This window comes from Flavobacterium sp. U410, from assembly GCF_053570605.1.
Map to the genome: position 1 here is coordinate 90,679 of NZ_JBSEFI010000009.1, position 12,924 is coordinate 103,602.

14 protein-coding genes are annotated in these 12,924 nt (G+C 32.3%); 4 read left to right on the forward strand and 10 right to left on the reverse strand.

Annotated features, from left to right (window positions below; genetic code table 11):
- Positions 1 to 10 precede the first annotated feature (10 nt).
- From ACUSJC_RS07945 to ACUSJC_RS07955, 3 genes are all read right to left on the reverse strand, one after another.
- Positions 11 to 2,233, reverse strand: coding sequence for an NADP-dependent isocitrate dehydrogenase (locus tag ACUSJC_RS07945; protein WP_449269031.1), 2,223 nt, complete (start codon positions 2,231 to 2,233; stop codon positions 11 to 13).
- Positions 2,234 to 2,471: 238 nt separating this feature from the next.
- Entirely contained in the window at positions 2,472 to 2,822 is a 351-nt protein-coding gene (gene rplS, locus ACUSJC_RS07950) for a 50S ribosomal protein L19 (protein ID WP_449269032.1), read from the reverse strand.
- A gap of 171 nt (positions 2,823 to 2,993) precedes the next feature.
- Complete coding sequence (locus tag ACUSJC_RS07955; RefSeq protein WP_449269033.1) at positions 2,994 to 3,902, reverse strand: AraC family transcriptional regulator; 909 nt, start codon at positions 3,900 to 3,902, stop codon at positions 2,994 to 2,996.
- A 133-nt stretch (positions 3,903 to 4,035) separates the two neighbouring features.
- Between ACUSJC_RS07955 and ACUSJC_RS07960 the strand changes: the two genes are divergently transcribed.
- Positions 4,036 to 5,076, forward strand: coding sequence for a zinc-dependent alcohol dehydrogenase family protein (locus ACUSJC_RS07960; protein WP_449269034.1), 1,041 nt, complete (start codon positions 4,036 to 4,038; stop codon positions 5,074 to 5,076).
- 50 nt (positions 5,077 to 5,126) lie between these two features.
- Here the strand turns inward: ACUSJC_RS07960 and trmD are convergent, their stop codons facing one another.
- From trmD to ACUSJC_RS07985, 5 genes are all read right to left on the reverse strand, one after another.
- Positions 5,127 to 5,804: a tRNA (guanosine(37)-N1)-methyltransferase TrmD gene (trmD, locus tag ACUSJC_RS07965; RefSeq protein WP_449269035.1), complete on the reverse strand. Its 678-nt coding sequence runs from the start codon at positions 5,802 to 5,804 to the stop codon at positions 5,127 to 5,129.
- Positions 5,805 to 5,862: 58 nt separating this feature from the next.
- Entirely contained in the window at positions 5,863 to 6,309 is a 447-nt protein-coding gene (locus tag ACUSJC_RS07970; protein WP_449269036.1) for a hypothetical protein, read from the reverse strand.
- A gap of 215 nt (positions 6,310 to 6,524) precedes the next feature.
- Positions 6,525 to 6,974, reverse strand: a complete 450-nt coding sequence (locus ACUSJC_RS07975; RefSeq protein WP_449269037.1) for a DUF1569 domain-containing protein — start codon at positions 6,972 to 6,974, stop codon at positions 6,525 to 6,527.
- Positions 6,975 to 6,978: 4 nt separating this feature from the next.
- Positions 6,979 to 7,776, reverse strand: a complete 798-nt coding sequence (locus ACUSJC_RS07980; protein ID WP_449269038.1) for a class I SAM-dependent methyltransferase — start codon at positions 7,774 to 7,776, stop codon at positions 6,979 to 6,981.
- A gap of 2 nt (positions 7,777 to 7,778) precedes the next feature.
- Positions 7,779 to 8,237: a GNAT family N-acetyltransferase gene (locus ACUSJC_RS07985; protein WP_449269039.1), complete on the reverse strand. Its 459-nt coding sequence runs from the start codon at positions 8,235 to 8,237 to the stop codon at positions 7,779 to 7,781.
- A gap of 48 nt (positions 8,238 to 8,285) precedes the next feature.
- Between ACUSJC_RS07985 and ACUSJC_RS07990 the strand changes: the two genes are divergently transcribed.
- The 3 genes from ACUSJC_RS07990 (at position 8,286) to ACUSJC_RS08000 (ending at position 10,838) form a co-directional block, all read left to right on the forward strand.
- Positions 8,286 to 9,218, forward strand: a complete 933-nt coding sequence (locus ACUSJC_RS07990; protein WP_449269040.1) for a peptidylprolyl isomerase — start codon at positions 8,286 to 8,288, stop codon at positions 9,216 to 9,218.
- A 193-nt stretch (positions 9,219 to 9,411) separates the two neighbouring features.
- A complete protein-coding gene (locus ACUSJC_RS07995) occupies positions 9,412 to 9,786 on the forward strand; it encodes a DUF5694 domain-containing protein (protein ID WP_449269041.1) in 375 nt (124 codons plus the stop codon).
- A gap of 17 nt (positions 9,787 to 9,803) precedes the next feature.
- A complete protein-coding gene (locus ACUSJC_RS08000; RefSeq protein WP_449269042.1) occupies positions 9,804 to 10,838 on the forward strand; it encodes a serine hydrolase domain-containing protein in 1,035 nt (344 codons plus the stop codon).
- Positions 10,839 to 10,947: 109 nt separating this feature from the next.
- On the opposite strand, the gene ACUSJC_RS08005 is transcribed toward ACUSJC_RS08000, so the two are convergent.
- Complete coding sequence (locus ACUSJC_RS08005) at positions 10,948 to 11,700, reverse strand: CPBP family intramembrane glutamic endopeptidase (protein ID WP_449269043.1); 753 nt, start codon at positions 11,698 to 11,700, stop codon at positions 10,948 to 10,950.
- Between the two features lie 292 nt (positions 11,701 to 11,992).
- On the reverse strand, positions 11,993 to 12,919 hold the full coding sequence (locus ACUSJC_RS08010) for a response regulator (RefSeq protein WP_449269044.1): 927 nt from the start codon (positions 12,917 to 12,919) through the stop codon (positions 11,993 to 11,995).
- Between the last annotated feature and the right edge of the window lie 5 nt (positions 12,920 to 12,924).

Consider the following 12,924-nt stretch of genomic DNA (forward strand, 5'->3'; position numbering starts at 1 on the left):
TAGAAATTGATTAATTCAATTTAGCTAAAATTGCATTTAAAGTTGTGCTTGGACGCATTGCTTTAGCGGTCAACTCTTCATTTGGATGATAGTATCCACCAATGTTTTGAGCAGAACCTTGAGCAGCAATCAGTTCTTCGTTGATTTTAGCTTCGTTAGCATTTAATTCTTCAGCAATTGGAGCAAATTTAGCTTTCAATTCAGCATCTTTATCTTGAGTAGTTAAAGCATTTGCCCAATATAAAGCTAAGTAGAAGTGAGAACCTCTGTTGTCAATTTGTCCTACTTTACGAGCCGGAGATTTGTCGTTTTCTAAGAATTTCTCAGTAGCAACGTCTAAAGCTTCAGCTAAAACCATAGCTTTAGGATTGTTTTGTGTTTGCGATAAATGCTCATAAGAGGCGCCTAAAGCTAAGAATTCACCTAATGAATCCCAACGTAAATATCCTTCTTCTAAAAATTGTTCAATGTGTTTAGGAGCTGATCCGCCTGCACCGGTTTCAAATAATCCACCACCATTCATCAATGGAACAATAGAAAGCATTTTTGCAGAAGTACCTACTTCTAAAATAGGGAATAAGTCTGTTAAGTAATCACGTAATACATTTCCTGTAACAGAAATGGTGTCTAAACCTTGACGGATTCTTTCTACAGAGAATTTTGTAGCTTCAATAGGGTTTAAAATACGAATATCTAAACCTGTTGTATCGTAGTCTTTTAAATATTTTTCTACTTTTTTGATGATTTCTCTATCGTGAGCACGATTTTCGTCTAACCAGAAAACAGCAGGAGTATCAGATAAACGAGATCTATTCACAGCTAATTTAACCCAGTCTTGGATAGGAGCATCTTTAGTTTGGCACATACGGAAAATATCTCCGGCTTCAACAGCTTGTTGTAACAATACATTTCCTTCAGCATCTACTACACGAATAGTTCCTTCAGCTTCCGCTTGGAACGTTTTGTCATGTGAGCCATATTCTTCTGCTTTTTGAGCCATTAATCCTACGTTTGGAACAGACCCCATAGTCTTAGGATCGTAAGCTCCGTTTGCTTTACAGTCATCAATTACAGCAACATAAACACCAGCGTAAGAACGATCCGGGATCATTGCTAAAGTATCTCGTTCTTTTCCTTCTTTATCCCACATTTTTCCTCCAATACGGATCATAGCAGGCATAGAAGCATCCACAATGACATCAGAAGGCACGTGTAAGTTTGTAATTCCTTTGTCTGAATTAACCATGGCTAAATCAGGACCATTGTTAATAGCAGTTTCAATAGCAGCTTTGATTTCGGCTTCTTGAGCATGTCCGGCAATTTTACCGAAAACTTCTCCTAAACCATTATTTTTATTGATGTTTAATTCAGCAAAAACACTTCCGTATTTTTCAAAAACATCTTTAAAGTATACTTCTACAATTGCTCCGAAGATAATTGGGTCAGATACTTTCATCATTGTAGCTTTCAAGTGAGCTGATAAAAGTACACCAGTCGCTTTAGCTTCTTCTTTAGCTTGACTTACAAATGCTTTTAAAGCATTAATGTTTAATACTGCGCTGTCAATAACTTCTCCGGCTTTTAAAGGAGCTAAACTTTTTAATTCTTTAACGCTTCCGTCTTTTGCAACGAATTCGATTTTGAATTGTGATTCTTTATCTAAAGTAACAGAAGTCTCAGTTCCGTAGAAATCACCTTCATTCATGTGGGCTACTTTAGTTTTTGAAGTATTTGCCCAAGCACCCATAGAGTGAGGGTGAGCTTTTGCGTAATTTTTAACGGCTTTAGGAGCACGACGATCTGAGTTACCTTCGCGTAAAACCGGATTTACAGCAGAACCTAAAACTTTAGCATATTTAGCTTTAATCGCTTTTTCTTCATCATTTTTAGGATCGTCCGGATAGTTAGGAATAGAAAATCCTTGTGCTTGTAATTCAGCGATAGCTGCTTTTAACTGAGGAATAGATGCAGAAATATTTGGTAACTTAATAATGTTTGCATCCGGAGTTGTTGCTAATTGTCCTAGTTCTGTTAAAGCATCACCAATTTTTTGGTCTTCTTTTAAGAATTCAGGAAAGTTAGCTAAAATTCTTCCTGCTAATGAAATATCTCTGGTTTCTAAAGTAATGTTAGCAGGTTTTGAGAAAGCTTGTACTATAGGTAAAAAAGAATGAGTGGCTAGCATAGGCGCCTCATCCGTAATCGTATAGATAATTTTAGGTTGATTTGACATGAAAATTTAATTTAAGTTCGTTTGTTTATTAGTTTTTCAAAAGAAAATCTGGCAAATATAATGATTTTGTAATGAATTATCAGTTTCAAAGTGGTCGAAAACGTTTGAATTAAGGATATGGTAATTTAAGCATTGAATTTTTATCAAAACCTAAAAATTGCGTTTGAAAAATATATAAAAACAAAAAAGTCTCAACATTGTTGAGACTTTTTTATTCTTTACTAAGTAGAAGTTTAAATTATCTTCTTCTTTCTTTGATTTTAGCTTTCTTACCGGTAAGTTCTCTGAAGTAGAAGATACGAGCTCTACGAACTTTACCTCTTTGGTTAACTTCAATTTTTTGTAAAGCTGGCATGTTTAAAGGGAAGATACGCTCTACACCTACAGAACCAGACATTTTACGAATAGTGAAAGTTTCAGTTAAACCAGCCCCTCTTTTTTGGATAACAACTCCTTTGAAGAACTGAGTTCTTGTTTTTTCACCCTCTTTAATTTCGTAATACACAGTAATTGTGTCTCCTGAGTTAAATTCAGGGAAATCTTTTTTTGCTACAAATTCGCTTTGTACGAAATCAACTAAATTAGCCATTTTGTTTAAAATAAAAGTTTGATTCAGAGTAACATATACGTCTTTCGCCAGAGGTTAATCCAAATTTGGGTGCAAATATATAAAAAAAATTGAACTTTGAATCCGAAATTTATATTTTTTTGTATCAGTTCACAATATTTAAATTCAATAGGGATAATCAATATTTTAATATTATTCTCCAGTAGTAGTACGTATTTTATATTCTTTGGGAGAAATTAACTCTATTCTTTTAAAAACTCTATTGAAATAAGAAAGGCTGTTAAAACCACATTCCATGTAAATTTCTTTGATTTGTTTTTTAGGGTCTTTTAGTAATTCGGTAGCTAATTTTACACGTTCATTATTAATAAAATCGATTGGGGAAAGATCTAATTCATTTTTGAAAACCCGATAAAAATGTGATTCACTCATACAGGCTTTATCGCTCAATTCTTTAATGGTTAAATTTTTGTCTAAATTTTGTTGAATGTAATTAATAACAAAGGCTAACCTGTTATTTGCTGCCAACGATTTAGAGTCTTTGATTAACTGACTTTTGGTTTCCTTTTGTAAAATTCTAATAATTAATTCTCGTAGCATAAAATCTGCAAAAATATCTTTAGAAGGATGATTTTCAGTGAAAAGAAATAACAATCGCTCAATAATTTGATGAATAGCCATATCATTGGTAAAATGAAAATTATAATCTTTTAATTCCCATTCTCCGTCTATTTTAGCTCTTTTTTCATTCATATCATCAATGGTTTTCCGAATCATTTCTTCGGAAATAGTCATTGCCAGACATTTTGTTGGTGTATTTAAACTAGCCTCGGGAAAGTCAACAGTCATCAGTTCATTTGCAGGTAGAATTAATGAGTCTCCGGGTAAAAAATCAAAAGAATCCATTCCTTTAAGATGCATTACTTTTTTTCCCTCAAACATGCTTACTAAAACCGGATGCCTAAATTTTAGTAAAAAATTATTCTCGGTTTGATGGGTTTCAAAAATGTGCATTTCAGCATTGTTTAAGGCACTCGAAGTTCTGTTTTCGACCCAAGTTTCTAATTTTCTATTTTGATATATCTTGTCTGTAATGTTCATGAAGAATGAAAGTTTAACTCATAATTGAAAGTTAAAATGTAAAAATGATAGAATTGTTACATGTTTTAGCAGAATACTTCAAATTATTCTCTAAAGTTAATTATATTTTTACGTAAATGAAAAAAATATTCTTATGAAAGCAATGGTATATTATGGTGATCATAACATTAAGTTAGAAGAAAAGCCAAAACCAACGATCCAAAAACCAACGGACGTTATTGTAAAAGTTTTAAAAACAACTATTTGTGGTACAGATTTAGGAATTTACAAAGGTAAAAACCCGGAAATAGCCAGTGGTCGAATTTTAGGGCATGAAGGTGTTGGTATTATTGAAGAAGTAGGAAGTAGTGTAAGTCAATTTAAAGTAGGAGACAAGGTACTTATTTCGTGTATTTCAGCATGCGGGTCGTGTTCTTACTGTAAGAAACAAATGTATTCACATTGTAAAGATGGCGGATGGATTTTAGGATATATGATTGACGGTGTTCAAGCAGAATATGCACGTATTCCTCATGCAGATAACAGTTTACATAAAATTCCGGAGACCATTGATGATGAAACAGCTGTTTTATTGAGTGATATTTTACCTACCGGACATGAAATCGGAGTGCAATACGGAAATGTTAAACCCGGTGATGAAATTGCCATAGTAGGAGCAGGACCTGTTGGAATGTCAGCTTTATTAACTGCTCAGTTTTATTCACCTTCTAAAATTATCATGATAGATTTAGATGAAAACCGTTTGGAAATGGCAAAAGAATTAGGAGCAACACATACGATCAATTCCGGAAGTGAAAACGTTGAAGAAGCTATAAAAAAAATAGTAGAAGAGGATGGTGTAGATGTAGCAATTGAAGCAGTAGGTATTCCTCCTACATGGGATATTTGTCAAAAAATTGTAAAAGCAGGAGGAAACATTGCTAATGTTGGTGTTCATGGTAAAAAGGTAGATTTTGAAATTGAAAAATTATGGATAAAAAATCTAACTATTACTACAGGTTTAGTAAATACAAATACGACACCAATGTTGATTAAAGCAGCTGCAACTAATAAATTGCCACTTAAAAAAATGATCACTCATCATTTTAAATTATCAGAGTTAGAACATGCGTACCAAGTCTTTTTGGATGGAGCAAAAGAAAGAGCAATTAAAATTATTATTTCGAATGAGTAAAAAAATTCCCGATTTTTCAATCGGGAATTTTTGTTTTTAAACTTAAGTATTTATTCTTCCAATAAATCAGGTCTTCTTTCTTTGGTATGTTCATACGCTTTTTGTTCGCGCCATTTTTCAATTTCAGGAAAATTACCACTCAATAAAATTTCAGGAACTTTTAATCCTTTATATTCGGCAGGACGTGTATAAATAGGATGTGATAGTAAATTATCTTGAAAACTATCCGTTAAAGCCGAAGTTTCATCACTCAATACGCCCGGAATTAAACGGATAAGTGTATCGCAAAGCACAATAGCTCCAATTTCGCCACCGCTTAAAACATAATCTCCAATGGAAATCTCTTTAGTGATGTGCATGTCACGTACGCGTTGATCTACTCCTTTATAATGTCCGCACAAAATAATGATGTTTTCTAGCATTGACATTGTGTTGGCCATTTTTTGGTTCAAGGTATCACCATCGGGAGTCATGTAAATGACTTCGTCATAATCGCGTTCGCTTTTTAATTTTGAAATGCACAAATCAATGGGTTCTACCATCATGACCATTCCGGCGCCTCCTCCAAATTGATAGTCGTCCACATTTTTATGCTTATTGGTACTATAATCTCTTAGGTTATGGAAATGTACTTCTACTAATCCTTTTTGAATGGCACGTTTCATAATAGAACCTTCAAACGGGCTACGAAGTAAATCAGGTAAAACAGTAATGATATCAATGCGCATGATAAAAAATATTTACAGCGCAAAGGTAAAACTTTATGATGGATTACGCACGAAAAGATTACACACCCAAATCGCTTAAATGATTATCAATGTAATTCCAAACTAGGTAGTCCCAGTCTTGATAGGTCATTTTTCCCCAAAATGGGTGATACATATTCATTATAGCATGTTTTCCTTGGCTGCCAATACGATTGATCTTTTGGATTAATTCACTTTTTAGTTGCTCTTGATTGGCTTCTTTTGGATATTTTCGGCGATAAAAATTTTGGGAATCAGTATAAATCAAAGATTTAATAAACTGATTTTTGAAAAGAGTACTCATTGCTTTTTTGACCTGATCTACCTCAATATCTTTTTTACCAAATGCAATGTCTAACTCTAAAAGAGATTGACGAAATAACATTTCAGCAGTAAAATTACTGTTGTTTGCTTTTGAATTTTCATTTAACAGATGTAATCTCATGATAATCTGCTTGTTGTCAAGGGTGTTAAAAATACTTTTCATACACTTGATTTTTAGTGTTGCACAATAAAAAATGATCTATCGCGGTAGTTTATTTCTATAAAAAGCAGGATTTTTTGAATGCACAGACGGGCTTTCTGTGTTTATAACGGAAAGTTAATAAAAAAAATACTTAATAAAATGTTAATTCGATGAAAATCAGATATTTTAGTCGTTTTTCATTTTTGATGTAGTGATAAGTAGTGATTTGTAATGTTTTAAACCTTAAATTGATGCAAATGATGGTCTAAATGCATGTATTGTAATTTGTCCCATTCGTTATAGGTCATTCTTCCAAAAAAAGGATGTGTTTGATTTTTTATTGCGGCTTGACCTTCTGTGGCAAATTTTGATACTTTTTCAATCAACTCTTTTTTAGTGGTTTCAAAATCATAATGTTCCGTTCGAATAAAAGAAGGAGCCGTTGGACTATTTTTTTTAAATTCGGGTGAGTTGATGATTTTATTTTTCAGCATTTTGCCCAGTAGTTGCATGATAACGTTGGCTTTTAACGGTAAATTTCCAAAAGCAACATCAATAGGTGCTTGACAATGACTCAACATTTGGTCAACCGACATTTTCCCCCATACAGCTTGAGCTTCGGGAGTAAGTCTATTGATGCGAGTAATGAGTTCCTGATTATCGTGGGTGTTAAAAATAGATTTCATTTTTTTATTGTTTCATTGCGGTAATGCTGTATAACATTGGGATTTTGTTACCTAAATGCTCAATTCTGAATTTTCCTTCTTCAAATTCAATTGTTTTATTAAAGCAATTATACGGGGAATAATCGAATTCTTGAAACGAAGTAATCCTTAAATTTTGTTTGAGCAAAGCCGAAAATACTTCGGCTAAACTGTGATTCCAACCTACATAATCAGTAGTGATGGGCGCTTCTTTTTCAGCATAAGTTCCGGAATATTCCTCAATGATAACTTTTTCGTTGTGGTAATGGTATTTGATCTCATTAAAATTGTCGTCAAACATCCAAACCACCGGATGAAACTCAACAAAGACCAGTTGGCCTCCGGGCTTTAAACTTTGAGCAATAATGGTAGCCCATCGGTCTAAATCGGGAAGCCAGCCAATGACACCATAGCTAGTATACACAATATCAAATTGTTCGTCAACATGATTTAAAGTGTCATATACGTCACAACAAATGAATTTTGCTCCCAGACCTAATTTCTCATTTAAATTTTGTGCTACTTTTATGGCTTCTTCCGAAAAATCGATGCCTGTGACTTGCGCACCCATTCGGGCTAAGGAAAGCGAATCTTGTCCAAAGTGACATTGTAAATGCAATATCTTTTTGCAGGAAACATTACCCAAAAGTTCAAGATCTAGGCTTGGGAGTGTGTTTCTACCGTTTAAGAAAGATTCGTTGGCATAAAATGCAGAATCTACATGAACGGGGACTTTATTATTCCACGCTTTTTTATTGATTTCAAGATATTTTATATTTTCCATAATTATAGAATTAATTCCATTTGAATATTTGCTCTGTCATAATCTGTTTCGTCTAGCGGAACTTCAATAAAATTGAACCTTTTATACAAACCTAATGCCGGTTTGAGGCTAGTATTTGAAACTAAAAATATTTTTAAAGCTTTTTTACTTCTCGCCAGTTCAATGCAGGCTTCCATTAATCTTGAACTCAAATGCAACCCCTGATATGTTTTGTCGACAGCGAGCTTAGCGAGTTCAAATGTCATTGCATCAGTTTTTATCATAGCCACAGTTCCTACAACCTCATTATTAACCAAACAGAAAAATATTTCACCACCGTTGTTAATAATATCTTCTTCTACATTTTCAAAAGTTTCAATGTCATGAGGTTCTACATAAAAAAATTCTTCAAGCCAAGCTTTATTTAATCGAATAAAATCTTTTTTATAAATTGGGTTGTAACCCACTATTTTAATTTCCATTTTAATATAAAATCGTAATTTTGCAATCAAATTTAATTATAAAAAACAATGCAAGACGGAATTTACGCAAAATTTAATACGCCAAAAGGAAGTATTTTGGTGAAATTAACTCATGATAAAACACCTGGAACAGTTGGAAACTTTGTAGGTTTAGCAGAAGGGCAATTGGAAAACAATGTGTTGCCTATGGGAAAACCGTATTATAACGGATTAACTTTTCACCGTGTTATTCCTGATTTTATGATCCAAGGAGGTTGTCCGCAAGGAACGGGTGTAGGTGGTCCGGGATATCAGTTTGATGATGAGTTTCATCCGGAATTAGTACACGATGGTCCGGGAGTATTGTCGATGGCTAATGCAGGTCCCGGAACAAACGGTTCTCAATTTTTTATTACGCATGTACCAACGCCTTGGTTGGATAAAAAACATACAGTTTTCGGACATGTGGTTGAAGGTCAAGATGTGGTAGATGCTATTGCACAAGGTGACAGCATTGATTCGGTTGAGATCATTAGAGTAGGAGAGGAAGCTCAAAAATGGAATGCTATTGAAGCTTTCAGAACTTTTGAAGGTTCTCGTGCAAAACGTTTGGCTGAAGAGAAACAAAGAGCAGAGGAAGCTTTAGAGAAATTAGCTGCCGGTTTCCAAAAAACAGAAAGCGGTTTGCGTTACCAAATTATTCAAAAAGGAAGTGGCAAAAAAGCGCAAAAAGGAAGTAAAGTATCCGTTCATTACCAAGGAGCTTTGGATAACGGAACGGTTTTCGATTCGTCTTACAAAAGAAAACAACCTATTGATTTTACGTTAGGTGTAGGTCAAGTGATTGAAGGTTGGGACGAAGGAATTGCGTTGTTACAAGTAGGAGATAAAGCTCGTTTTGTGATTCCGTCTTATTTAGGATACGGAAGCCGTGGAGCAGGTGGGGTTATTCCACCGGACGCTACTTTGGTCTTTGACGTGGAGTTGATGGATGTGAAATAAAAAGAACATCTTTTTAAATGATATTGAAATCCCAAGACGAAAGTTTTGGGATTTTTTTATAGCAGATAATGGGTTTAAAAAATTGAGAAGATACTGGGATAATGATAAACAACCTTTCAAACATTATGTTATATTCGCTTAGTTTATACCTTCAAAAAAATAAAAGTTTATACTAAATTTGTTGTCGCTCAATTTGGGTACAATATCACTCTTTTCAGCTTACAAAAAATTAGCAGAATTAGAAACTTTTATGAATAATTGCATAAGGCAAAATACATTAGAGGATGTTTTTAAATGCTTGAACACAGGAGAACAATACAATTTAAATAAAGGATTGTATATTTCATTTCTGAATAGAGTAAATAAAGACTCTGATTTTTTTGGTTCTGATTTTGTTTCTTTATGGTATAAAAGAAATTTGATTATGTATGCAAATATTCAAAATCAAGTGACGAAAACAGATAAGAATATTGTAGTAATTGTAGGAGCGGGGCATGCTGCAATGATGAAAGATTTTATTAAATCAGATGCGAGATTTAATTTGATTAAAATTGAACAAGCTTTATAACTTTTGTAAACAATAAAATGAGACATTTTTTAAAATTAGTTTTTGTTTTTTTCTTTTGTATCAGCAGTAATTTATTTGCTCAGGAAAAAGATGACTATTCGATTTCTATTGATAATTTATTGAAGGAGAAAAGTCCTTATTCATTTAACGGAGTAATTTTGGTTACTAAAAAAGGGAAGATCAAATACTCAAAATCTTATGGTTTTACAAATTTTGACAAGAAAAAGCCTTTGACTTTAGATCATAATTTTGAAATTATGTCTAATAGTAAACAATTTACATCTGTTTTACTTTTAAAAGAAGTCGAAAAAGGAAATGTCAATTTGCAATCGCCGATTAAGAATTATTTACCTTATGTAACGCAGACTTGGGCAGATACCGTTACTGTGCATCAACTGCTAAATCATACTCACGGTATTGTTGATATTGAAAAACCTTTAGTTTTTAAAGCAGGTTCTGATTTTAAATATGGAAATTTATCCAATATACTACTTGGAAAAATTATTGAGTTCTCTTCCAAAAAAACATATACAGAATTAGCAAAAGAGTTGTTTAAAGAATTAAATATGAAGCATACATTTTGCTATTCTAAAACGACTATTAAAAATCTTGTTTCAGGGCATTTAATAGATAAGAATAACTACAAAGTGGTGGATTCAACATTTATCAATACTGAAAATATTCCTGCGGATGGAATTATTACGACAGCTGAAGATTTGTTCATTTGGAACGAAAACCTTCATAAAGGAAAAATTTTAAAACCGGAAACCTATCAATTGATGACCACCGAAAGTGCAAAATCGCAACATAATGTTTTTGGAAAAGAAAAGATGGGGTATGGTTATAACATTAGAATAGTTGATGATAATGGAATTCAATATTTTGGTCATACAGGACTTGGAGATGGCTTTTCTTCTTTGAATATTTATGTTCCCCAATATGATATAAGCATAATTGTTTTAGAAAATCAAATGAGCGAAGACAGCGATTTATATTATTACTATGAAAGAAAGATTAAAGATATTATATTGAAAAGTAATTTAGTAAAGTAAAAAGAGCAGAATAAAAATTGAAAAAACACATAACAAATAGAGATTCACGTTACGTGATTATTTAATAAAAGACAAAAAAATTAAATATGCTTACCAACAAATAAAAGTCCTATGTTTTGTTTAATAAATAGAAAATACAATAAATTATTCCTAAATTAAAAGCCGAATGACAAATTATGGCGCCTAAAATTGAACCTGATTTTTTTCTACATAAATAAAACAAAATGCTTACTAAGAACATACTGAGTGTCCAAATACATGTTGGAAATGTTAATAATTTCCATTCATTATTTATAAATACTAACCCAAAATGAGAGATGTGAGTTAAAGCAAAAGCAAAGCTGTTAATTATCGATGCTTTTACATTTCCAAATGATTTTGCGAAACTTGAATGAACAATTCCCCTAAAAAATAATTCTTCTCCAATCGGACTAAAAATCATCCCTGTTATTGCCATAATCACGAACATTATGAGTTTGTCATTTGGTTCAATTTCAATAGGAATATTGTATGATTTTCCAATGTATACATACCAATTTTCAAAAGTATTTCCATACATCAAATTCCCCACAAAGTAGAGTAGAACACTAAACATTAGCCCCAAAATAAAACTCCCGAATAACCAAGAATATTTTTTAGGCTTTATGATTCCGATTTGTTTTCGTCCATATTTACTGAGGAATAGAAAAGGAGCAATGGCAGAGATCATCATAATTAAACCAATGTAACTATAATTAGCAGTTTCATTTGCTCTTAGAACTAAAATAAATCGTGGAATACAAATAATTAGAATCAAGAAAAGACCGAACTTCCAATTAAAATCAAAAAAGTTTCTCCAAAAGGGTCTCAATTCGTTTTTCATTTTATTTTGATTTTTATGAAAGAGTTTGATAACGTTTTAGTTAAGATTCTTGAAATAAAAAGCAGTTGTACTAATCATAATAACAAATATAAAAGAAACTTTTGATTTTGATTTTTACGTTTTAAAATAGTACTTTTCCCGCTATTGCTTATACATAATGTTGTGTTTTTATTCTTTATCTCCGTTCAGTTTGAAACGTTGGAGAGGACTTACTCTTTGCCAAGTTTTGGTTTGTGCTTCAGCTGGTGCGACTTGGTAATGTATATAGCATTATGAGTAGGCATTTCATCTATTATTTATTCAACAGGTTCTTTAGTGTTTCAATATTTCTTTTATGTTCAATTAAGTTCTTTCGTATTTCTACACAACTTACTTCAGTAAACTCAAAATCCTGCCCTTCAATTTGCCCTTTTAGTTTAAGGATTCCATTATCATCAATGGCTTTGGCGTGGGCAAATTTGTTGCGAACTGAAATTACATCTGTTCCATATTTTTTGAATAAATCCAAATTAAAATTATCGAAGTTTTTCAACTTTAATAACTCTTTCAAAATATCATATTTTCTAAAAGAATCAGATAGAGAAAAATACTGTTTGTAGTCGGCTGTACAATTATCTCTTTTAGCTTTACATTGTTTGAGATAATTTTTTTGCATTTCCTTATAATCCGTCCTAAAGATTTTTTCAACTTTTGGTCTCATTTCGTCATCAAGGGGAATCTCAATAAGTTGATAATAAATTTCTTCAATTTCAACATCCAAATCACTAGTCGCTGCAGTAATCAAACCTCTTGTAGCATTGAGTTCTAGGAGTTTCTTTAGTGTTAGTTCAATTACTTTTTCGATTTTTTCGAGTAATCCGTTTCTGCCGACTTTGAACGTTAATCGTTCTTTAAAAGCAAGATTTTTTATTACTTGATCGTTGTTCATATAACTATCTTGAGCCGTATAAAACAGAATTTCAGTATCTAACTGTTTATCTTCTCGAATTTGTTTAATTATTTCATCCCCTGTTGTATTATTCAAATTATAGTCAGAAATAATCAAATCATATTCATGTTTGGTTATAAATTGGTCGAGATTTGCTTCATCAAAAACCTTTTCAATTATAGGGTCAAAACCTTTTTCTAATAAAAATTCTTCAATACTTCTTACAGAATTATTGTCAATGTAACTTTGTAAATCATTATCAATCCATAATATGTTGTATTCCAATTTCATATATG